The 20,978-nt window shown below is 72.8% G+C and carries 20 protein-coding genes; 7 read left to right on the top strand and 13 right to left on the bottom strand.

What is annotated here, in order from left to right; genetic code table 11:
• Nucleotides 1-52 precede the first annotated feature (52 nt).
• Nucleotides 53-1,840, top strand: coding sequence for an FAD-dependent oxidoreductase (locus ABZ404_RS05895; RefSeq protein WP_358990154.1), 1,788 nt, complete (start codon nt 53-55; stop codon nt 1,838-1,840).
• Between the two features lie 58 nt (nt 1,841-1,898).
• Here the strand turns inward: ABZ404_RS05895 and ABZ404_RS05890 are convergent, their stop codons facing one another.
• Entirely contained in the window at nt 1,899-2,135 is a 237-nt protein-coding gene (locus ABZ404_RS05890; RefSeq protein ID WP_358836954.1) for a DUF397 domain-containing protein, read from the bottom strand.
• Nucleotides 2,136-2,996 (bottom strand): helix-turn-helix transcriptional regulator, encoded by an 861-nt coding sequence (locus ABZ404_RS05885; RefSeq protein WP_358836953.1) that lies wholly within the window; start codon nt 2,994-2,996, stop codon nt 2,136-2,138.
• Nucleotides 2,997-3,180: 184 nt separating this feature from the next.
• Between ABZ404_RS05885 and ABZ404_RS05880 the strand changes: the two genes are divergently transcribed.
• Nucleotides 3,181-3,648, top strand: coding sequence for an ATP-binding protein (locus ABZ404_RS05880; protein ID WP_358836952.1), 468 nt, complete (start codon nt 3,181-3,183; stop codon nt 3,646-3,648).
• A 98-nt stretch (nt 3,649-3,746) separates the two neighbouring features.
• Nucleotides 3,747-4,073: a hypothetical protein gene (locus tag ABZ404_RS05875; protein ID WP_358836956.1), complete on the top strand. Its 327-nt coding sequence runs from the start codon at nt 3,747-3,749 to the stop codon at nt 4,071-4,073.
• An 81-nt stretch (nt 4,074-4,154) separates the two neighbouring features.
• On the opposite strand, the gene ABZ404_RS05870 is transcribed toward ABZ404_RS05875, so the two are convergent.
• The 4 genes from ABZ404_RS05870 to ABZ404_RS05855 form a co-directional block, all read right to left on the bottom strand.
• Complete coding sequence (locus ABZ404_RS05870; RefSeq protein ID WP_358836951.1) at nt 4,155-5,069, bottom strand: LysR family transcriptional regulator; 915 nt, start codon at nt 5,067-5,069, stop codon at nt 4,155-4,157.
• On the bottom strand, nt 5,066-6,247 hold the full coding sequence (locus tag ABZ404_RS05865; RefSeq protein ID WP_358836950.1) for a glycine C-acetyltransferase: 1,182 nt from the start codon (nt 6,245-6,247) through the stop codon (nt 5,066-5,068). The genes ABZ404_RS05870 and ABZ404_RS05865 overlap by 4 nt, the downstream gene beginning before the upstream one ends.
• A 39-nt stretch (nt 6,248-6,286) precedes the next feature.
• Nucleotides 6,287-7,315 carry an L-threonine 3-dehydrogenase gene (gene tdh / locus ABZ404_RS05860; protein ID WP_358836949.1) on the bottom strand — a complete coding sequence of 343 codons (1,029 nt, stop codon included), beginning with the start codon at nt 7,313-7,315 and terminating at the stop codon, nt 6,287-6,289.
• 236 nt (nt 7,316-7,551) lie between these two features.
• Nucleotides 7,552-8,253 carry a hypothetical protein gene (locus ABZ404_RS05855; protein ID WP_358834204.1) on the bottom strand — a complete coding sequence of 234 codons (702 nt, stop codon included), beginning with the start codon at nt 8,251-8,253 and terminating at the stop codon, nt 7,552-7,554.
• 325 nt (nt 8,254-8,578) lie between these two features.
• Here ABZ404_RS05855 and ABZ404_RS05850 point away from each other — a divergent pair, with 325 nt between their 5' ends.
• From ABZ404_RS05850 to ABZ404_RS05840, 3 genes are all read left to right on the top strand, one after another.
• Nucleotides 8,579-9,256 (top strand): helix-turn-helix transcriptional regulator, encoded by a 678-nt coding sequence (locus ABZ404_RS05850; RefSeq protein ID WP_358834187.1) that lies wholly within the window; start codon nt 8,579-8,581, stop codon nt 9,254-9,256.
• Between the two features lie 98 nt (nt 9,257-9,354).
• Nucleotides 9,355-10,629, top strand: a complete 1,275-nt coding sequence (locus ABZ404_RS05845; RefSeq protein WP_358834188.1) for a VWA domain-containing protein — start codon at nt 9,355-9,357, stop codon at nt 10,627-10,629.
• Entirely contained in the window at nt 10,629-11,390 is a 762-nt protein-coding gene (locus ABZ404_RS05840) for a hypothetical protein (RefSeq protein WP_358834189.1), read from the top strand. The genes ABZ404_RS05845 and ABZ404_RS05840 overlap by 1 nt, the downstream gene beginning before the upstream one ends.
• 7 nt (nt 11,391-11,397) lie before the next feature.
• On the opposite strand, the gene pcaD is transcribed toward ABZ404_RS05840, so the two are convergent.
• The 4 genes from pcaD to ABZ404_RS05820 form a co-directional block, all read right to left on the bottom strand.
• Complete coding sequence (gene pcaD, locus ABZ404_RS05835; RefSeq protein ID WP_358834190.1) at nt 11,398-12,543, bottom strand: 3-oxoadipate enol-lactonase; 1,146 nt, start codon at nt 12,541-12,543, stop codon at nt 11,398-11,400.
• Entirely contained in the window at nt 12,530-13,051 is a 522-nt protein-coding gene (gene pcaG / locus ABZ404_RS05830) for a protocatechuate 3,4-dioxygenase subunit alpha (RefSeq protein WP_358834191.1), read from the bottom strand. The genes pcaD and pcaG overlap by 14 nt, the downstream gene beginning before the upstream one ends.
• The gene (gene pcaH, locus ABZ404_RS05825; protein ID WP_358834192.1) at nt 13,048-13,824 is read right to left on the bottom strand and encodes a protocatechuate 3,4-dioxygenase subunit beta; all 777 of its coding nucleotides are present in this window, start codon (nt 13,822-13,824) and stop codon (nt 13,048-13,050) included. The genes pcaG and pcaH overlap by 4 nt, the downstream gene beginning before the upstream one ends.
• A gap of 151 nt (nt 13,825-13,975) precedes the next feature.
• Complete coding sequence (locus ABZ404_RS05820; protein ID WP_358834193.1) at nt 13,976-14,779, bottom strand: CoA-transferase; 804 nt, start codon at nt 14,777-14,779, stop codon at nt 13,976-13,978.
• Between the two features lie 188 nt (nt 14,780-14,967).
• Between ABZ404_RS05820 and ABZ404_RS05815 the strand changes: the two genes are divergently transcribed.
• Nucleotides 14,968-15,435, top strand: coding sequence for a MarR family transcriptional regulator (locus ABZ404_RS05815; protein WP_358834194.1), 468 nt, complete (start codon nt 14,968-14,970; stop codon nt 15,433-15,435).
• A 22-nt stretch (nt 15,436-15,457) separates the two neighbouring features.
• Here the strand turns inward: ABZ404_RS05815 and ABZ404_RS05810 are convergent, their stop codons facing one another.
• From ABZ404_RS05810 to ABZ404_RS05800, 3 genes are all read right to left on the bottom strand, one after another.
• The gene (locus tag ABZ404_RS05810; RefSeq protein ID WP_358834195.1) at nt 15,458-16,846 is read right to left on the bottom strand and encodes an FAD-dependent monooxygenase; all 1,389 of its coding nucleotides are present in this window, start codon (nt 16,844-16,846) and stop codon (nt 15,458-15,460) included.
• Nucleotides 16,847-17,035: 189 nt separating this feature from the next.
• Entirely contained in the window at nt 17,036-19,093 is a 2,058-nt protein-coding gene (locus ABZ404_RS05805; protein ID WP_358834196.1) for a phosphocholine-specific phospholipase C, read from the bottom strand.
• A 173-nt stretch (nt 19,094-19,266) separates the two neighbouring features.
• On the bottom strand, nt 19,267-20,961 hold the full coding sequence (locus ABZ404_RS05800; RefSeq protein WP_358834197.1) for a cytochrome bc complex cytochrome b subunit: 1,695 nt from the start codon (nt 20,959-20,961) through the stop codon (nt 19,267-19,269).
• Nucleotides 20,962-20,978 lie beyond the last annotated feature (17 nt).

Raw genomic sequence — 20,978 nt, 5'->3', positions numbered from 1 at the left:
ACCGTATGCTCCTGCGCCGACGTGACCGTTACCACCGGTAATAGGGGGCACCATGGAGCGTTCGGGCAGCACGAGGCGCACGTTCGTCGCGGGGACGGCGGTGGCGGGCGCGGCGACCGCCCTGGGGCTCGACGCGGCGGTCCCCGCCGCCGCCGCTGCGGCCCGCCCGGGAGCCACTGCGGCGGCCGGGCGGTCGGTGGTGGTGCTCGGCGGCGGCGTGGCCGGTCTGACCGCCGCCCACGAGCTGGCCGAACGCGGCTTCCGGGTCACGCTCTACGAGCGCCGGGCGCTCGGCGGCAAGGCGCGCAGCATGGACGTCCCGGACAGCGCCCGGGGCGGTCGCGGCCCGCTCCCGGCCGAGCACGGCTTCCGGTTCATCCCCGGGATCTACCACAACCTGCCCGACACGATGCGGCGCATCCCGTTCGCGGGCAACGCGCACGGCGTCTGGGACAACCTGGTCGCGCCCAAGGAGATGATGTTCGCGCGGACCGGCTACGAGGACCTGCGGCTGCCGCTGCCCTGGTCCGGCAGCCCGCAGCCGCTCACCCCCGACGCGCTGCGGCGCGCCCTCACCGGGGTGCTCGGCACCTTCCAGCGGCTGCCCGCGCGCGAGGCCGCGTACTTCGTGGACCGCCTCCTCACCTTCCTGACCAGCTGCGACGAGCGCCGCAACACCCAGTGGGAGGCCACGCCCTGGTGGACCTTCACCCGGGCGGGGCAGATGAGTCACGAGTACCAGCGCATCCTCGCCGTCGGCGTCACCCGCAACATCGTCGCCACCAAGGCCGAGGAGGCCAGCACCCGCACGGTGGGCTCGCTCCTGGAGGCGTTCGTCTTCAACGCGCTCGGCCGGGGCGCGGACGGCCCCCTGGACCGCATCCTCAACGCGCCCACCAACGAGGCCTGGATCGACCCCTGGGTCGCGCATCTGCGCACCCTCGGCGTGGCGTTCCAGGTGGGCTGGACGCTACGGGAGTTCACGTACGACGGCTCGATCGTGACGGGTGCCGTGGTCGAGGACCCGGGCGGCGCGCTCCGCACGGTGAGCGCCGACCACTACGTCTGCGCGCTGCCCGTGGAGCACGCCCGGCGCACCTGGAGCGCCGCGATGCGCGCGGCCGACCCGCAGCTGGCCCGCTGCGACAAGCTGCGCACGGACTGGATGACGGGCATCCAGTTCTATCTGACCGAGCGGCCCGACGGGGTGCACGGCCACTTCGACTGCATCGACTCCCCCTGGTCGCTCACCGCCATCGCCCAGGCCGAGCACTGGCCGCACCACGACTTCCGCGCCGACTTCGGCGACGGGACGGTGGCGGACTGCCTCTCGGTGGACATCTCCGAGTGGGACAAGCCCGGGATGCTGTACGGGAAGACCGCCAAGCAGTGCACCCGGGAGGAGGTCGCCCGCGAGGTGTGGGCGCAGCTGAAGGCGTCGGTCAACGACACCGGCAGGACCGTGCTCAGCGACAGCAGGCTGCACTCGTGGTTCCTGGACCCGGGCGTCTCCGGTATCGGCACCCCCGAGCCGAGGAACGAGGACGAGCTGCTGATCCACCCGGTCGGCACGTTCCACCACCGCCCCTCGGCGGGCACCGGGATCCCCAACTTCTATCTGGCGGGCGACTACGTGGCCGTCCCCATCGACCTGGCGACGATGGAGGGCGCCAACACCTCGGGCCGCCTGGCCGCCAACGCGCTCCTCGACCGGACCGGTTCGAGCGCCCCGCGCTGCTCGGTGACCCCGCTCCACAGCGCCCCGGAGCTGGAACCGCTCAAGCGCGACGACCGGTTCCGCCACCGGCTGGGGCTGCCCAACATCTTCGACGTGGGCTGACACGGCTCGGCCGCCGCCCCGGCCCCGAGGGGAGCGCGGGCGGCGGCCGTCCGGTGGATCACGTCAGCAGGAAGTCGGCCTGGCCCGACTTGGCGCCGAGGATGAACGCGGCGATCTCGTTGCTGGTGTAGATCAGAGCGGGGCCCTCCGGGTCGGCCGACTGGCGCACCGCGACCCGGCCGTCGGCCAGCTTCATGGCCTCGACGCAGTTGCCGCCGTTGCCACCGCTCCACGGCTTGTGCCAGCCCTCGCTCCCCAGCTCGCGGGCCGGCATGCCGTTGTATATGTGATCCATTCACAGCTCCTCGCGGAGATCCGCCAGGATCTCCTTCGTGCGTCGTGCAGTCGCGGCCTGGGCCGCCATGCGATCCATGACTTCGAGATGGGTCGCCACCTCGGGGCGCGCGTCGAGGTAGACCGCGCCCGTCAGGTACTCGCTGTAGACCATGTCCGGCAGCTCCGGCACGGCGAATCGGAAGAGGACGAACGGGCCGTAGGTCCCCGGGTGGTGCCCGGTCGCGAACTCCGCGAGCTGGATCGTCACCTGGGGCAGCTCGGCCGCTTCGAGCAGCCGGTCGAGCTGGCCGCGCATCACGTCCCGGCCGCCCACCGGCCGCCGCAGCACGGTCTCGTCCATGATCACCCAGAACCTGGGGGCGTCGGCCCGGGTGAGCAGCGACTGGCGCTCCATGCGCAGCGCCACATGCCGTTCGATGTCGGCCTGCTTCGTCTGCCCGAGCGCGCCGCTGACCATCACCGAGCGCGCGTACTCCTCGGTCTGGAGCAGACCGGGGACGAAGTGCGGCTCGTACGTCCGGATGAGCGAGGCGGCTCCCTCCAGGCTCACGTACATGCTGAACCAGTCGGGCAGGATGTCGTGGAAGCGCTGCCACCACCCCGGCTTGTTGGCCTCCTCCGCTAGTTCGATGAAACGGTCCGTCTCCTCGTCCCCGACGCCGTACGCCTTGAGCAGCAGCTGGACGTACGGGATCTTCAGGGCGACCTCGGCCGTCTCCATGCGGCGGATCGTGGCGGGGGCGACCCGGAGTACCTTGGCCGCCTCCTCGCGCCGCAGGCCCACGCGCTCGCGCAGGTCCTGCAGGCGTCTGCCCAGCACGACCTGCCCCACGGTCGGGGCGGACCGGGGTTCACTCACGTCAGACCTCCCCTAACCCTGTTGCCGAGCAGTGTGCCATGCCACCTCAGCCCAGAACACAGCACTCTGCATTTTTCAGAGTGCCCCTTGCCAAGTGTGACGGATGGGTGGAAGGTAGGTCGGTGAACGCCAGCACACGCGGCTGTCGCGAGCGACGCCGCCACCCCACTGTGAGGACCCGGTCGTGGCCCCTGGTAATGCGCTCGTCCCGCAGCTCATAGGCGCGGCCTCCACCCTGTCCGTCCCCGACGCCCGCCGGTACGCCTTCGATCTGGCGGCCCGGCCCGAATCCGCCGCCGCCGCCCGCCGCCACACGGCCGAGATCACGCTCCGCTGGGGCCTCGGCGAGGAGGTCGGCGACGCCGCGGCCCTGGTGGTCTCCGAACTCGTCACCAACGCCGTCGTCCACACCGCCGGCACCCTGGTCTCCTGCGAACTCTCCTTCACCACCGGCCACTTGACGGTCGCCGTCCGCGACCAGGGGTACGGCGCGGGCGGGCCCACGCTGTGCGACGCCGACGACGGCGAGGAGCGCGGCCGGGGGCTGCTGCTCGTCGACGCCCTCAGCGTCGCCTGGGGCTGCCACGACGTGCCGCGCGGCACCGGCCGGATCGTCTGGGCCCGGCTCGGGGCGGGCCGTACATGCCGATGAGCACACGCACACTTCTGTCCAGAGGCGGCCGGGATGAGGCTGGGGGGCCTCGGGGGCCCGGCTCGCGAGGGGGCGCCGGAGCGACCGGCGGCAGCACACTGGTGCTGCCGCCGTCGCTCCCGGCGTCGGCGGGCCGCGACGCGGTCGCGGTACCCGCCTCCTACGGTTTCCGCGTGCTGGCGCGGCTGCCCCGCTCGGGGTGTGTCTTCGCGGACGCGGACTGCTGGTGGTGGATCGTCCCGGCGGGCTCGGACCACGAGCTGACCTGGCCGCATCCGGCGCGCTACGCGCCGGACGCCAAGGTTCCGCCGCACCCGGGACGACGCTTGATCCACCGACCCGAGGGCACCAGCCCTTATACGCCCCCCATCCCGCTCTACCTGGTGGTATGCCAGCTGACTGGAACGGCACCGGCATGGACCTAGCCTCTTCGACCGCCCTTCGCGCCGACCCCGGGTGGGACCTCGCGCCCCGCCCCCGCGGACCCGAGCTCCCCGCCGCCGGGCTCAGCCCGTCGTCAGCCCTTCCGCCGCCCGCGCCAGGGCGTCCAGGACCGGGCTGATCAGCGGGTGGTGCTCGGCGCCGCTGCGTACCGCCGCGAAGACGCGACGGGTCGCGGCGGGGCCCGCCACGGGCCGCACCACGGTGTCCTTACGCTCCATGCCGCGCAGCGCCGAACGCGGCACCAGCGCCACCCCCGCCCCCGCGTCGGCCAGCGCCACCACGGCCCGGAAGTCGTCCGAGGAGTGGATCAGGCGCGGCTCGAAGCCCGCCAGCTCACAGGCGAGGAAGACCACGTCGTGGCAGGGGTTGCCGGGGTACGGGCCGATCCAGTCGTCCTCGGACAGCGCCGAGAGGCGTACCTCCGGCGCGTGCGCCAGCGGGTGCCCGGCCGGGAGCACCGCGTCGAAGGGCTCCGCGTAGAGCGGGACCCGCACCAGGCGCCGGTCGTCCGCCCGGGGGGCGCCCCGGTACTCCACCGCCAGCGCCAGGTCCGCCTCGCCGTCCAGGACCATCGGCAGCGACGCGTCGCCCTCGGCGTCGCGCACCCGGACCCGGATCGCGGGGTGCGTCCCGCGCAGCCGCGCCAGCGCCGGGGCGAGGACCTCCGCGATGCCCGTGGCGAACGCCGCCACGGTCACGTCACCGGCCGCGCCGCCCGCGTACGCCGCCAGCTCCGCCTCCGCCCGCTCCAGCTGCGCGAGGACCGCGTTGGCGTGCTCCAGCAGGATCTCACCCGCCGCGGTGAGCCGTACGCCCTTGCCGCTGCGGGTCAGCAGGGTGTGGCCGGTCTCCTGCTCCAGGGCGGCGAGCTGCTGGGAGACGGCGGACGGGGTCAGATAGAGCGCTGCGGCCGCGGCGGTCACCGTACGGTGGTCCGCCGCCGCGCGCAGGATGCGGAGCCGGCGCGGGTCGATCACCCCGCCATTGTCGCCCGGGCGTCGACGAACGCCGCCACCGCCCGCTCCACGTCCTCGGTGGAGTGCGCGGCCGAGAGCTGGACCCGGATGCGGGCCTGGCCCATCGGGACCACCGGGTAGGAGAAGCCGATCACGTAGACACCGCGCTCCAGGAGCAGCTCGGCCATCCGGGCGGCCTCGGCGGCGTCGCCGATCATGACCGGGGCGATGGCGTGGTCGCCGGGCAGGATCTCGAAGCCCGCCTCGGTCATCCTCGTCCGGAAGAGCGCGGTGTTGGCGGCGAGCCGGTCGCGCAGGTCGCCCGCCGACTCCAGCAGGTCGAGGACCTTGAGCGAGGCGGCGGCGATCACCGGGGCCAGCGAGTTCGAGAAGAGGTAGGGGCGCGAGCGCTGGCGCAGCAGGGCGACGATCTCGGCGCGGGCCGCGACATAGCCGCCGGAGGCGCCGCCGAGGGCCTTGCCGAGGGTGCCGGTGATGATGTCGACGCGGTCCATCACGCCGTGCAGCTCCGGCGTGCCCCGGCCGCCGGGGCCGACGAAGCCCACGGCGTGGCTGTCGTCGACCATGACCATCGCGTCGTAGCGGTCGGCGAGGTCGCAGATCTCCTGGAGCGGGGCGACGTAGCCGTCCATGGAGAAGACACCGTCGGTGACGACGAGGCGGCGGCGCGCGCCCGACGCCTCCTTGAGCCGCGCCTCCAGCTCGGCCATGTCGCGGTTGGCGTACCGGTACCGGGCGGCCTTGGACAGCCGGATGCCGTCGATGATCGAGGCGTGGTTGAGGGCGTCGGAGATCACCGCGTCCTCGGGGCCGAGGAGGGTCTCGAAGACACCGCCGTTGGCGTCGAAGCAGGACGAGTAGAGGATCGTGTCCTCCTGGCCCAGGAACGCCGAGAGCCGCGCCTCCAGCTCCTTGTGGACGTCCTGGGTGCCGCAGATGAAGCGGACCGAGGCCATGCCGTAGCCCCAGCGGTCGAGCGCCTCCTTGGCGGCGGCGACCACCTCGGGGTGGTCGGCCAGGCCCAGGTAGTTGTTGGCGCAGAAGTTCAGCACCTCACCGGTGGGGACGGCGACCGAGGCGTTCTGCGGGGTGGAGATCACCCGCTCGGGCTTGAAGAGACCGGCTTCGCGGATCTCGTCGAGGGTGTTCTGGAGGTCGTCGCGGACGGACGCGTACATGCTTCGGGCTCCTAGATGCCGAGTGGCTGACGAGGGGACTCAGGCGGTCCAGTCGAGGATGATCTTGCCGCTGCGGGCGGTGGCGGCCTCGTCGAAGGCCGCGTCGAAGTCCTGGTACGCGTAGCTGCCGGTGATCACCGGGCTGAGGTCGAGGCCGCCTTCGAGCAGCACCGTCATCGCGTACCACGTCTCGAACATCTCACGGCCGTAGATGCCCTTGACCGTGATCATCGAGGTGACGATCTTCGACCAGTCGACGGCGAACTCCTGCGCGGGCAGACCCAGCATCGCGATCCGGCCGCCGTGCGTCATGTTGTCGATCATGTCGCGCATGGCCTCGGCGCGGCCGGACATCTCCAGGCCGATGTCGAAGCCCTCGCGCAGGCCCAGCTGCCGCTGCGCGTCCGCGATGGAGGACCGCGCCACATTCACCGCGAGCGTGGCGCCCGCCTTGCGGGCCAGCTCCAGGCGCTCGGGGCTGACGTCGGTGATCACGACGTTGCGGGCGCCGGCGTGCTTGGCCACGGCCGCGGCCATGATGCCGATCGGGCCCGCGCCGGTGATCAGGACGTCCTCGCCGACCAGCGGGAAGGAGAGCGCGGTGTGCACGGCGTTGCCGAACGGGTCGAAGATCGCGGCGACGTCGAGGTCGACCGGGGTGCGGTGCACCCACACGTTGGCGGCGGGCAGCGCCACGTACTCCGCGAAGGCGCCGTCGCGGCCCACGCCCAGGCCGACGGTGGAGCGGCACAGGTGGCGGCGGCCCGCCAGGCAGTTGCGGCACTTGCCGCAGACCAGGTGGCCCTCGCCGCTGACCAGGCCGCCGACCGCGATGTCCTGGACGTCCGCGCCGACGGCCGCGACCTCGCCGACGAACTCGTGGCCGAGGACGCGGGGGGTCGTGACCGCGCCCTGCGCCCAGCCGTCCCAGGAGCGGATGTGCAGGTCGGTGCCGCAGATCCCGGTGCGCAGCACCTTGATCAGCACATCGCCGGGGCCGGTCTCCGGCTCCGGGACGTCCATGAGCCACAGTCCGGGTTCGGCGTGCTGCTTGACAAGGGCCTTCATGGGGGGCGGCTCCCGGGACGTACAAAGAGGGCGAAAAGGCCATGGTTCCATGGCTGATCACCAATCTGCCGATCAGGAGCCGTTCGCGTCCATCGAGGATTTCTTAAGCGGACCAACAGACGAGCTTCACGCGCCCCTGGCGCACTCCCCTTTCACCCGGGTCGCGCGGGTGCACCGGCGCCACCGCGGACCGCGCGGGGCGGCCGCGGCCTCGCACGCCGGCGCGGCGGATCCCGTCAGCTTCCGGCGGGTGCCGGGTCCGCGCGGACGACGCTCAGATGGCCCCGGCGGCGGGCGGTCACCCCGTTGCGGGGCGCGCTCCTGGGCTCGTGCGCGCGAGGCGCGGGGCGCGGGGCCTCGCGGCGCAGGACCAGGGTGACCCGGCGCAGCCCGAGCTCGCCCAGGGTGCCGGAGGACTCGTCGAGGACCCGGCACTCCACGGCGTCCCAGCCGGGGTCCGGGTGGCGCACCGCCCGTACGGCGCCGTCGTGGTCCACGGCTGCCGCCCCGACCATCCGCATCCAGTGCGGCAGGCCCTGCTGGTAGGCCGCGCTCATCAGCGGGTCGTCGGCGATCTCGCGGCGCACGGCGCGCAGTTCGGGGTCGTGCGGGTCCTCCTCCAGCGCGTTCGAGAGCTGGGCGAGCATCGGCAGGCACCAGCTCGTCTCGTGCTGGGCGAGCACCGAGCCCGCGTGCGGGTGGAAGAGGACGAAGCGCAGGAAGTTGTCGCGCGGCATCGCGGTGGGATGGGGTCCGACCGCCCGGAAGAGCGTGTCATAGGCGGAGTTGGCGTGCACGACGTTCCAGCCGCGGTCGACGAGGAACGACGGCAGGTCCGTCGCATCCATCATCGCGATGTGGTCGTCGACGTAGGCGCGCGCCTCGGCGTCCCACTGGCCGGTGGCGGGGGCGGTGGTGTCCCGTACCTCCTTCGGCACGGGGCCTGTTGACCTGTTCACCAACGGTTCTTTCGCCATCGAGAACGCGACTCCTCTTGCAGGCACGCGGTGCGCCTGCCGTCCTCCGCGTCCTCGTGGCCCAGCGGCCTGATGGCACAGAGGTCGATCTTCGCACCGTGCTGCGATCCTGCTCCCGTCCGCAAGAGAATGTCAACCATCGTGGCATTCCGGCCCGAGAACGCCTCAAATACGCCACAGCTGTGGCAAGTTCTGGTTCTCCCCGGCGTGACCAAGTAGCCTCCCGACATATTCACTGTGTGTCCGAGCTGTGTGGAGCACCTCGTGTGATCTAGGAGAATGACTGGTGACGGACGGCTTCTCGGATCCGGGACCGGCGGCCACGGGCCCGCTGGGGGACATCGCCGCCCGCGTCGGCGACCTGGCCCGCAAGCTCGGAATGAGCCAGGCAGAGGTCTTCGACGTCCACCAGCTCTCCGACGCCTCGGGGGTCCCGGCCGAGGTCGTCCAGGCGCTGCTCGACGGCCGGGAGGCCGGTGAGCCGGACGTGCAGGCGCGGTTCCTCCAGCGGTTCGCGGCGCTGCGCCGCTCGCGGCTGAAACCCAACGGCCGCCCCTACACCCAGCAGGAGATCGCCGCCGGCGCCGGGATGTCCCGGCAGCAGGCGGGCGCGCTCATCAACGGCGACCGGCGCCCCACCATGGAGCACTGCGACGCCATCCAGCGCTTCTTCAAGGTCCACGCGGGCTATCTCACCGCCGAGGACAGCGAGGCCCTCGCCGACGCCCTCCTGCGCACCGAGCAGGAACTGCTGCACGCCTTCGCCGCCCGCGAGCACGACCGGGAGCGCGAACTCGACGCGCTCGCCCCCGACGGCCGGGACCCGCTGGAGCGGCTGCTCCAGGACCACGGGGTGCGCGGGATCGCCTGGCGCGCCGCCCAACTCCCCACGGACAAGCACCGGGACAAGGTCACCGAGTGGCTGGACATGCTCCTGGAGAGCGTCAAACGCGTCGATCCCTGACGGCCGGCCCCCGCCCGGCCGCGGCGGGCCGGGCACCGCGGCGCCGGATTCGCCCCGCTGGATTTGGGCGAGCATACGATCTTCCATAGGATCCGGCGATGATCACCAGAAAACGGCTGGCGGCCGGGGTGGGCGCGCTGCTCGCCACCCTCGCCACCGGTATCCTCCCGGCCGACGCGGTCGCGGCCGACGGGCCGCCCGCGCAGAAGGCCGCACCCAAGGTCGAGTTGGTGCTGGACGTCAGCGGCTCCATGCGGGCCCGCGACATCGACGGCCAGTCCCGGATCTCCGTCGCCAAGCAGGCCTTCAACGACGTACTGGACTCGGTCCCCCCGGAGGTCGAGCTCGGCATCCGCACGCTCGGCGCCAACTACCCGGGCAACGACCGCAAGGTCGGCTGCAAGGACACCCGCCAGCTGTACCCGGTCGGCCCGCTCGACCGCACCGAGGCGAAGACGGCCGTGGCCACCCTCGCCCCGACCGGCTGGACACCGATCGGCCCGGCGCTCCAGGGCGCGGCGCAGGACCTCAAGGGCGGCGAGGCGACCCGCCGGATCGTGCTCATCACGGACGGCGAGGACACCTGCGCCCCGCTCGACCCGTGCGAGGTGGCGCGCGACATCGCCGCCCAGGGCATCCACCTGGTCATCGACACGCTCGGCCTCAACCCGGACGCCAAGACGCGCGACCAGCTGACCTGCATCGCGCAGGCGACCGGCGGCACCTACACCTCGGTCAAGCACAAGGACGAGCTCAAGGACCGCGTCAAGCAGTCGGTGGACCGCGCCGCCGACCCCGTGATCGTCCCGGTCGCCACCGGCGGCGCCGCGAGCTGCGCGAGCGCGCCGCAGCTCAAGCCCGGCCTGTACACCGACCGTGAGACGTTCGGCGAGCACCGCTGGTACAAGGTCGACGTCAAGCCCGGCCAGGAGCTGCGGGCCGCCGTCAGCGTCGGCGCCGACCGCGCCGTCAACAACGACTACGGCGTCCTGCTGCGGGCCGTCACCCGGCACGGCCGGGAGATCGTCCGCGGCTCCGAGGCGGGCGACGGCCGCACCGACCTGATCTCGACGGGTCTGCGCTACCCCAGGCCCGAGGCGAAGGACGACGACGACAAGGACACCGTCGAGACGGTGTGCCTCCAGGTCAGCAACTCCTTCTCGGCGCCCGCGTCGGTGAAGACCACGCCGGGCATGCCCGTCGAGCTGTCCGTGGACGTCGTCGACGGCCCCGACCGGCCGTCCGACGTCGCCGCCTTCGGCCTCGGCCGCGGCTGGTGGCTGCTGGGCGTCCTGGTGCTCACCGGCTTCGTCGCCGGTCTGCTGTGGGGCTGGATCTCGCGCTGGCGCGTCGCCGTCTGGAGGACCAACTGATGCGTACCCCGAGAATGCTGACGGCGGCGCTGCTCACCGCCGCCGCGCTGCTCGCCCCCGCGGCCCCGGCACTGGCCGGCACGCCGTCGCCGGCCCCGAGCAAGACTACCGGCGCGCCGACCCAGGCGGGCACCACCTTCCGTACGGCGACACCGGTCGAGCAGGGCCAGCAGGCCACGGCGACCGCCTCCAGCGGTGACTACCTGTACTGGGTCTTCCCCGCCGACGCGGGGCAGCGCCCCACCGTCGACGCCACGGTGACGCTGCCGTCGTCCGGCCGCCAGGCCGCGACGACGTGGCGGATCGACGTGTACGACGGGCTGCGCCGCCGCCAGCCGTGCATGTACGGGGCGCAGTCCCGCACCGCCGCGCCCGACGCCACCGCGGTGACGCTCTCGTGCACCCTGCGGCCCGTGGTGGCCTGGGCGGACGCGTGGGCCAACGACCCGCTGCCGGGCAGCTACTACGTACGGCTGACCGCCGTCGGGCTGCCCGCCTCCGAGCGGGGTCTGCCGGTCAAGGCGGAGATGAAGCCCCGCACGGTGAAGGCGGGCGGTTCGCACGCCGTGGACGGCACCCTGTCCACGCCGCTGGGCGCGGGCGGACCGAAGACCGAGCCGGAGGACGGCTGGTCGTCCGGCTGGTGGACCGACCGCTGGATCTGGACGGCGCTCGGCGGTGTGCTCGCGGCCCTCGCCGGGGTCGGCGGGTACGTGCTCACCCGCGGCCGGGGCCGTCCCGCGCACGTCCCGCGGGGCTGACGGCCCCTCACTCCGCCTGCGCCGCGGGCTCGGCCAGCACCCGCTGGGCCACGGCGAAGGCGGAGTTGGCGGCGGGCACCCCGCAGTAGACCGCGGTCTGGAGCAGGGCCGCGCCGATCTCGTCCGGGGTGAGCCCGCCGCGCCGGGCGGCCCGCACATGCAGGGCGAGCTCGTCCCAGTGCCCGCGGGCCACCAGCGCGGTCAGCGTGATCAGGCTGCGTTCGCGCCGGCTCAGCGTGGGGTCGCCCCAGATCTCCCCCCACGCGTACCGGGTGACGAGGTCCTGGAAGCGTGTGGTGAAGGCGTCGGCGCGGGCCTCGGCCCGGTCGACGTGGGCGTCTCCGAGGACCTCGCGGCGGATCGCGGCGCCCCCGGGGGCGGGCGGCGCGAAGTGGCCGCGCAGTGCGGCCAGTACCGCCTCGGGGCGCTCCACCGGCGCCAGGTGCGAGGCCCCGGCGATCTCGACGAGCGAGGCTCCCGGCAGGGCGTCGGCGAGTTCCCGCGCGTGCGCGGGCGGGGTGACCGGGTCGGCCCGCCCGGCGACGACGAGCGTCGGCGCCGCGATCTTCTTCAGCTCGGTCCGCAGATCGAATCCGGCCAGGGCGTCGCAGGCGGCCGCGTAGCCGCGCGGATCGACGGCACGCAAGGACGCGAGCGGCCCGGGCGCCTCGAAGCCGGGGGTGAACCACCGCCCGGCGGCGCCCGCCGCGACCGGCTCCATCCCCTCCCGGCGCACGACGGCGGCCCGCTCGTGCCACGGTTCGCGGCCACCGAAGTCCGCCGAGGCGCACACCACCGCGAGCCGGTCCACCCGGTCCGGGTGGTGCGCGGCGATCCACATCCCGACGGCCCCGCCGAGCGAGACCCCCGCGTACGAGAAGCCGCGTACACCCAGCGCGTCGGCGAGGCGCAGGACCAGGCGGGCGAAGTCGCCGACACCGGCGCCGGCGGTGATCGGGGCGGTGGGCGAGCCGCCGTGGCCGGGCAGGTCCCAGCGGACCACCCGGTGGGTGGCGGCGAGTCCGGGGGCGACGCCGTCCCACACGGCGGCGGTCGTGCCGAGGGCGGGGCCGAGCAGGAGCACCGGGGCGCCCGCCGGGCCGTCGCAGCGGTGATGGAGGAGACCGGGGTCCCCCGCGTCAGCGGAACTCAAGGAAGACCGTCTCCTTCGCGCCCTGGAGGTGGATGTCGAAGCGGTGGCCGCGCGCCCCGGGGTCGGGCGCCGCCAGCAGGGTCCGGCGCAGCTCGGGCTCCAGGGAGTCCAGCAGCGGGTCGGGCGCCTCGCTCAGGTAGACCCGGGTGAACAGGTGGTGGAGCAGGCCCCGGGCGAAGACCGCGACGCAGAGGTAGGGGACCCCGCCGGGCGCCAGGGTGCGCAGGGTCCAGTGGCCCGCCGCGTCGGTGGGGACGCGTCCGAAGCCGGTGAAGTCGACGCCGTTGCGGCCGAGCGAGCCGGGCCGCCCCCCGCGGGAGCCGTCGGGTCCGGGCTGCCAGAACTCCAGGAGCGCGTCGGGCACCGGCGCGCCCTCGCCGTCGTAGACGTGGCCGTGGAGCGTGAGGGTGTCCGGGTGGCCGGGCGGGGCCATCGCGGCGCCGCCCGGGAAGGGCAGGGCGTGGCCGTAGAACGGGCCGATGGTCTGGGAGGGGGTGGGGGGCCTCATCGCGCCCCCTCCTCGAACGAGGTGGCGCGGGGCCCGTCGAGCACGATGTCCCAGCGGTAGCCCAACGACTCCTCGGGGACGGAGAGTTCGGGGTCGTACGCCGCCACGAGGCGGCCGCGCGCGGCCTCGTCGGGGACCGCGAGCAGGATCGGGTCGTGGTCGAGGAGGGGATCGCCGGGGAAGTACATCTGGGTGATCAGCCGCTGGGTGAAGGCGGTCCCGAAGAGCGAGAAGTGCAGGTGCGCGGGCCGCCAGGCGTTGTCGTGGTTCTGCCAGGGGTAGGCGCCCGGCTTGATGGTGGTGAAGGCGTAGCGTCCGTCGGCGTCGGTGAGGCAGCGGCCGAACCCGGTGAAGTGGGGGTCCAGCGGCGCGCGGTGCCGGTCGAGCCGATGGGCGTACCGTCCGGCGGCGTTGGCCTGCCAGATCTCGGTGAGCTGGCCCGCGACGGGCCGTCCCTCGCGGTCCACGACCCGGCCGCTGACCGTGATGCGCTCCCCCAGCGGCTCGCCCCGGTGGTGGGCGGTCAGGTCGTGGTCGAGCGGGCCGACGTCGGTGGCGCCGAAGACCGGCCCGTACAGCTCCACGGCCTCCGGGTCGCGCACCGGCAGCGGCGGGCGGCGTGGGTGGCGCAGCCGGCTGCCGGCGTACGGCGGGAAGTCGCGCGGCGGGTGGTCGGCGTCCCGGACGGCGGCGCGGACGTCGGCCGCGCCGGTGGCGATGACATGCTGATCGAGCCCGTCGGGCGCCGTTCCGTCGTGCTGACGTGATGTCATTCCTGCACCTCTTTCCGGCCGTTCTGAGGGCGTGCGGCTCCTTCGGCTCCGTCACCGGCCGGGCGGGCACGTCCGCGCGCCCGCCGGGGCCCGCGCCGCGCCGGCCTCCCTCAGCACAGCGCCCGCGGGTCCGCCCCGGCGGGGCCGTCGCTCATCCGGTCACACACTCCCTGAGCCACTGCTGGAACATCTCGCGGTCCCGCGAGACGCGGTCCCATTCCCGGTAGTAGTCGTTGTCCCGCTCCGAGTACCCCGCCGCGTACGAGGGATGGGCGCCGCCCGGCACCCAGGCGACGGCGTCGACGACCCACCCCGGCAGCACCACGCCCCCCGGGCGCGGGTCCAGCTCCTCGACCAGCTCCTCGACGGTGACGAGCACCCGGTCGGCCGCGAGGACCGCCTCCTTCTGCACCCCGGCGAGCCCCCAGAGCTGGACGTTGCCCTCCCGGTCGGCCTGCTGGGCGTGGATGACGGTGACGTCCGGGTTGACCGCGGCCACCGCCCCCAGCTCCTGCCCGGTGGAGGGGCAGTCGATGGGTGACAGCGTTGTCGTACGCCGCCCGAGGTCACTGCCCCGATAGCCGTTGAGCAGGGCCAACGGCAGCCGGGAGGCGCCCGCCGCATAGCGGTTGGCCATGCCCGCGTGGCTGTGCTCGTCCAGCTCCAGGGGCCGCGGCCAGCCGTTCTCGACCGCGTCCCGGAAGCGGTGCAGCGAGCCGACGCCCGGGTTGCCGCCCCAGGAGAACACCAGCTTCCTGGCCAGCCCCGCCCCGATGAGCTGGTCGTAGATCACGTCCGGGGTCATCCGCACCAGCGTGAGATCGGTGATGCCCTGCCGGATGACCTCGTGGGCCGCCGCGAACGGGATGAGGTGCGTGAACCCCTCCATGGCGACCGTGTCCCCGTCGTGGATCAGGTCGGCCACCGCCTCGCGCAGCCCTCGGATTTCGGCCATTGCTTCCCCCTGCCCTTCGCTTCCCCGTAGCGGTAGGGTCAGTGTTTAGTCAGTGCACTGAGTACCTACCGCTCCCGAAGCTAACGGGACGACTCGGGCGGGTCAACACCCACCGGGCGCTGAACACTTGACCGTACGCGGTTGACCGAAAGCGCTCGCTACGAGCGGCAGCACGAGAGGAACCGGCCGTGTCCGCAGTCGACTTGAGCAGCCACCCCGGACATCTGGCCCGGCGGCTCCAGCAGGTCCACCACCTGCTGTGGAACACGATGGTCTCCGAGCAGACCACCTCCCCGCAGTTCGCCGTCCTCAACACCCTGGTCGCCTCGCCGGGTCTGGACCAGCGCAGCGTCGGCGAGCGCGTCGGCCTGGACCGGTCGACGATCGCGGAGGTCGTCAGCCGGCTCACCCGGCGCGGTCTGCTGCGCAAGACGCGCGACCCGCGCGACGGCCGACGCTCGCGGCTCGCCGTCACCGACGAGGGCCGCGCGGCGCACCGCGAACTCACCGCCCGCACGGCCCGGATGAACGAGGTCTTCCTCGCCCCGCTGGACCCCGCCGAGCAGGGCGTCTTCCTCGACCTGCTGCGCCGGGTCGCGGACGCGGCGGAGGGCCTTGGCCGTGCGGCCGAGGAGGCGGAGGCCGAGGCGAGCTGACCGGGCCCGGACGACGGAGGTGCTAATCCTCCCGCCGTCGCGGCGGCTCCTGCGGGGCCGGCCGTACGGGACCGAACAGCACCGCCCTCGCGATGCCCGGCGCGAACAGCGCGGACACCGGCTCGCTCAGATACAGCACGTCGCGGAAGACCCGGCCGACCGCCGGGTCGCCTGGCGCCCGGGCCTCCACCCGCCCCAGGTACCACCCGGAGATCCGGTCGGCGAGGGTGCTGCGCGCCGCGCTGCCCGTCGCGGTAGGCATGTTCTTGTCCGACCCGGCCGAGATGTCCCAGGCCTGCCGCGAGGCGTCCAGCATCGCCTTCTGTACGCGCCGGGTGGTCGGTGTACGGCGCGTGTCGGCCAGCGCGTCCCGCAGGGCGACGGCGCAGAGGGCGGCGACCGTCATGCCCTGGCCGTAGATCGGGTTGAAGACGCACTGGGCGTCCCCCGTGACCAGGAACCCGGCGGGGCGCCGGCCGGGACGGTCGTAGCGGCGGCGGATGTTCGCGGTGGTGCGGTAGGCGAGCGCGGGCGTCTCGGCCTTGGCCGCGTCCAGCCAGTCACGGGTGATCGGGTGCGGGAGCCGCTCGGAGAACTCGGTGAACCCCCTGTCGTCCAGCGGGGGTTCGGCGCCGCGCAGCCCCGAGAGCGTGACCATCCACCGGCCGCCCTCGGCGGGCAGCACCACGGCGCCGTACGTCTGGCCCGGGTTGGGCACGATGAAGTGGGGCTCCGCGTCGCTGTCCTCGGGCGTGCGGTAGACGCGGGTCGCGTAGGCGAGGCCGGTCTCCAGGGTCTCCTCGGCGGCGGGTTCGGCGCCGATCGCGGTCAGCCAGTCGCCGGCCCGGCTGCCGCGCCCCGAGGCGTCGACCACCAGGTCCGCGGCCAGCCGCCGGGGCTCACGGCCCACGGCCGCGGCGCCCCGCTCGCGCAGCAGTACGCCGCGCACCCGGCTGGCGTCCCCGTCCAGACCCACGGTCTCGGTGCCCTCGACGAGTTCGATCCGGGGGTTCGCCAGCACCCTGCGGCGCACCAGCCACTCCAGCAGGGGCCGGGTCGGGCAGATGAAGAAGGCGGTCTCCTCGGTGCGGCGGAACCAGCGGCCCCCCTGCCACTGCACGATGTCGCTCGGAGCGCCGACGCGGGGCGCGCCACGCGCCATCAACTCCTCGCAGAAGCCCGGCAGCAGGGCGTCGTACGCCCGCTGGCCGCCGGGGATCAGCACATGGGTGTGGCGGCTCTGCGGCACCCCGCCGCGCGGCTCCGGGCCGTCGGGCAGCCGGTCGCGCTCGACGATGGTCACCCGCTCGGCGTGCTCCGCGAGCACCTGGGCCGCGAGCAGTCCCGCCAGGCTCCCCCCGATGACGACGGCGTGCCGTCCCCCGCTCCTGGCCGCACCCGTCCCGTTCACCGTCTCCAGCAACGTACTCCCCCTGTCCGTTCTGGTCCGTGGCCGACCAGTATGACCCGTCGCCGTGCCCGTGAAGGGGTGGAGTCGTACGATATGGCCCGATCCGACCGCTGGTTCGGCGCGGGCGTCACCCTGGACGCGGGCCGGGCCGCCCCCGCGGGGACGGCCCGGCCGTAGGGGTCCGATCGCTCAGACGGTCAGGATCGCCGGGTCGCTGACGCCCGCGGCGCCCGTCTCCACGTGCCCGGCGAACCGCCGCAGGAACACCGCACTGGAGCTGGACACCACGGACACGTCGTACCAGCGCCTGCTCGACGTCAGGTCGACCGTGTACGTGACGGTCGCGCCGGGCCGGACGGTCAGCGCCTGGGAGGCCCCGCCGTATCCGTCGGTGACCGTCAGGCGCGCGCTGGTCGTTCCCGCGTTGGTCAGCGTCAGGTCGAGGTTGCCGGTGGCCGCGTTGTGCCGGGCGCTCACCTCGGGGCCCGCGCTCTTCCCGGGGTTGCGGAAGGCGCGCAGGAACCCGTTGGGCCCGAAGACCGTGAGGTCGGTGGTGCCCTTGGAGTAGGCGGTGTTCCAGGTGTCGGAGAGCGTCCTGCCCGCCTCGGTGGTGTACGTCCACGGCCCGTCGGTGCGGTTGGCGGAGGTCACCAGGAACTGGGCACCGGCCGCCGCGCCCCCGCTGAAGGTCAGGGTGAACCGGCCCGTGGAGGCGTTGGCCGTGCCGTCCACGTACGGCGCGTACCGCAGCGGCCTGGTCCTGCGCGAGCCCCGCTCCTGCCGGGGCACGCTGCCGGTCGTGGGCGGCACCGGCACGTAGTCCGGGTGGCGGTCGCGGTCCGGCGGCACATAGGCGGCGGTGGAGGGCAGGGCCGCGGGCGCGGTGGTGGACCTGCCGAAGTCGAACGCCGAGGTCAGGTCGCCGCAGATGGCCCGCCGCCAGGGCGAGATGTTGGGCTCGCGGACACCGAAGCGGCGCTCCATGAAGCGGATGATCGAGGTGTGGTCGAAGGTCTCGGAGCAGCTGTAGCCGCCGGTGGACCAGGGCGAGACGACGATCATCGGGACGCGCTGTCCGAGCCCGTAGGGGCCCGCCGCGTGGCTGAGGTCACCGGCGTAGTAGTCGGCCGAGGTGGAGACCGTGGACAGGCCCTGGTTGGCCGAGGCGGGCGGGAACGGCGGCACGACGTGGTCGAAGAAACCGTCGTTCTCGTCGTACGTGATGAACAGCGCGGTCTTCGCCCACACGTCGGGGTTGGAGGTGAGCGCGTCGAGCACCTGGGAGATGTACCAGGCGCCGTAGTTCGCGGGCCAGTTGGGGTGCTCGGTGAACGCCTCGGGCGCGGCGATCCAGGAGACCTGCGGCAGCTTCCCCGCCTTCACGTCGGCCTTGAGGACGTCGAAGAGGCCCTGCCCCGCCTTGGCGTTGGTGCCGGTGCGGGCCTTCTCGTAGAGCGCGTCGCCGGGCTTGGCGTTGCGGTAGCTGGTGAAGTACAGCAGGGAGTTGTCGCCGTAGTTGCCGCGGTAGGCGTCGTTGATCCAGCCCCAGCCGCCGGCCGCGTCCAGGCCGTCGCCGATGTCCTGGTAGATCTTCCAGGACACCCCGGCCTTCTCCAGGCGCTCGGGGTAGGTCGTCCAGCCGTACCCCTTCTCGTCGTTGCCCAGCACGGGCCCGCCGCCGGTGCCGTCGTTGCCGGTGTACCCCGTCCACATGTAGTAGCGGTTGGGGTCGGTGGAGCCGATGAAGGAGCAGTGGTACGCGTCGCAGATGGTGAAGGCGTCGGCGAGCGCGTAGTGGAACGGGATGTCCTCGCGGGTGAGGTAGGCCATCGTGGTGGGCGTCTTGGCGGGCACCCACTGGTCGTACTTGCCGTTGTTGAACGCCTTGTGACTGCCGGCCCAGTCGTGGTTGAGGTCCTGGATGAACTGGAGGCCGAGGTTGTCGGCCTTGGGCCGGAACGGCAGTACCTCCTTGCCGCCGCCCTCCTGGTGCCAGACCGACTTGCCGCTGGGGAGCGTGACCGGCCGCGGGTCACCGAAGCCGCGGACGCCGTTGAGCGAGCCGAAGTAGTGGTCGAAGGAACGGTTCTCCTGCATCAGGACGACGATGTGCTCGACGTCCTGGATGCTGCCGGTGCCGCCCTGGGCCGGGATGGCGGCGGCGCGGGCGATGCTGTCGGACAGCATGGTGAGGGCCGCGGTGCCGCCGGCGAGCTGCATGAACCGGCGCCGATTGAGTTCAGCCATGAGTGAGGTGACCTCTGCAAGGGTGTGGGGACAGAAGCGACTGGGAGTGGAGTGTTCCAAGAACAGCGAGCCCTACGGAAGACCTGGTGGCGGATCCGTGTCACGGGGCGGTACGGAACACGAACAGGACCCCGTCGCGGGCGACGGGGTCCTGTTGAGGGGGCCGGGACGGCTCAGCGCGGCTGCTGCTCCTGCCGCTGCTCCTCGTGCCCGGGGAGCCGGCCGTGTCCGTGGCCGGAGTTCTGGATCTGCCGGTACTCCTCGGCGGTGGCCTTGGGGATGTGCGAGCCGGGCCCGTACAGGGCCTTGGCGAGCTTGGCCCGCAGCCGCTGGGAGCGGGTGACCTTGCGGCGGACGCCGTTCTCGTCGACCTCCGGGCCCAGTTCGTAGGGCGCGGGCTGCTCGTGATGGGTGAGCTTGTAGAGCTGTCCCTGGTCGAGCGGCTCGTGCACCTCCACGTACTCGCCGTGCGGCAGCCGTTTGATGATGCCGCTCTCCCGGCCGTGGAGCGCCTTCTCCCGGTCACGGAGCTGGAGTCCCTGGCAGATGCGCTTGGTGACGACGAAGGTGAGCACCGGTCCGGCGAAGAACGCGATGCGGACGAACCAGGTGATCGAGTTGATCGAGAGATGGAAGTGGGTGGCCCACAGGTCGTTGCCGCCGCCGATCAGGCACACGAAGTACATGGCCAGCCAGGCCGTGCCCAGGCCGGTGCGGACGGGGTGGTTGCGCGGCCGGTCCGCGATGTGGTGCTCGCGTTTGTCGCCGGTGACCCACGCCTCGATGAACGGGTACGCGCCGATCGCGGCGAGCAGCAGCGGGAAGAGCGTGAAGGGGATGAGGACGCCGAGGGCGAGCGTGTGGCCCCAGGCGTTGATCTCCCATCCCGGCATCACCCGGATCAGCCCCTCGGAGAAGCCCAGGTACCAGTCGGGCTGCGCGCCGGTCGAGACGAGATCGGGCCGGTAGGGGCCCATCGCCCACACGGGGTTGATGGTCGCGACCGCGCCCATGATGGTCAGCAGCCCGAAGACCAGGAAGAAGAACCCGCCGGCCTTGGCGGTGTAGACGGGCATCAGGGGCGCGCCCACCACGTTCTTCTCGGACCGGCCGGGCCCGGCGAACTGGGTGTGCTTGTGGTAGAAGACCAGGATCAGATGGGTGACGACCAGCCCCAGGATGAGCCCCGGCAGCAGCAGCACGTGCGCCGAGTAGAGCCGCGGGATGATGTCGTGCCCGGGGAACTCCCCGCCGAAGAGGAAGAAGGAGATGTACGTACCGATCACCGGGATCGACAGGATCGCGCCGTCGGCGAAGCGGATGCCGGTGCCGGAGAGCAGGTCGTCGGGGAGCGAGTAGCCGGTGAGACCGGTGATGAGGGCCGTGAAGAGGATGGTCCAGCCGAACAGCCAGTTGAGTTCGCGTGGCTTGCGGTAGGAGCCGGTGAAGAACACGCGCATCATGTGCACCAGCAGACCGGCGCAGAAGACCAGCGCCGACCAGTGGTGGACCTGACGTATCAGCAGACCGCCGCGCACGTCGAAGCTGATGTCGATGGTGGACTCGTAGGCCCTGGTCATCCGGACGCCGCTGAGCGGGGTGTACGAGCCGTGGTAGACGACCTCCACACCGCTCGGCTCGAAGAACATCGTCAGATAGATGCCGGTGAGGATGAGGACGAGAAAGCTGTAGAGGCAGATCTCCCCGAACATGAAGGACCAGTGGTCCGGGAAGATCTTGCGCATCTGGGTCCGGGCGATGGAGTAGATCCCGAGCCGCCCGTCCGCCCAGTCGGCCAGCCGCTCCCCCTTCGCGGGTTCCGCCGGCCGCTCGGTGTCCTCCGTGCCGCTCCTGATGTCGGTGCTCATGCGTCTCCCCCTCAGGC

The organism is Streptomyces sp. NPDC005878, assembly GCF_040629815.1.
GTDB lineage: Bacteria > Actinomycetota > Actinomycetes > Streptomycetales > Streptomycetaceae > Streptomyces.
This window is presented reverse-complemented; position numbering and strand designations above follow the sequence as displayed.

Bases quoted from the DNA above. Each gene is read 5' to 3' on its own strand.
- ABZ404_RS05840 (WP_358834189.1), top strand. From the start codon at position 10,629: ATGCGTACCCCGAGAATGCTGACGGCGGCGCTGCTCACCGCCGCCGCG.
- ABZ404_RS05895 (WP_358990154.1), top strand. From the start codon at position 53: ATGGAGCGTTCGGGCAGCACGAGGCGCACGTTCGTCGCGGGGACGGCG.
- ABZ404_RS05890 (WP_358836954.1), bottom strand. From the start codon at position 2,135: ATGGATCACATATACAACGGCATGCCGGCCCGCGAGCTGGGGAGCGAG.
- ABZ404_RS05820 (WP_358834193.1), bottom strand. From the start codon at position 14,779: ATGGCCGAAATCCGAGGGCTGCGCGAGGCGGTGGCCGACCTGATCCAC.
- pcaG (WP_358834191.1), bottom strand. From the start codon at position 13,051: ATGAGGCCCCCCACCCCCTCCCAGACCATCGGCCCGTTCTACGGCCAC.
- ABZ404_RS05845 (WP_358834188.1), top strand. From the start codon at position 9,355: ATGATCACCAGAAAACGGCTGGCGGCCGGGGTGGGCGCGCTGCTCGCC.
- pcaH (WP_358834192.1), bottom strand. From the start codon at position 13,824: ATGACATCACGTCAGCACGACGGAACGGCGCCCGACGGGCTCGATCAG.
- ABZ404_RS05800 (WP_358834197.1), bottom strand. From the start codon at position 20,961: ATGAGCACCGACATCAGGAGCGGCACGGAGGACACCGAGCGGCCGGCG.
- ABZ404_RS05805 (WP_358834196.1), bottom strand. From the start codon at position 19,093: ATGGCTGAACTCAATCGGCGCCGGTTCATGCAGCTCGCCGGCGGCACC.
- tdh (WP_358836949.1), bottom strand. From the start codon at position 7,315: ATGAAGGCCCTTGTCAAGCAGCACGCCGAACCCGGACTGTGGCTCATG.
- ABZ404_RS05865 (WP_358836950.1), bottom strand. From the start codon at position 6,247: ATGTACGCGTCCGTCCGCGACGACCTCCAGAACACCCTCGACGAGATC.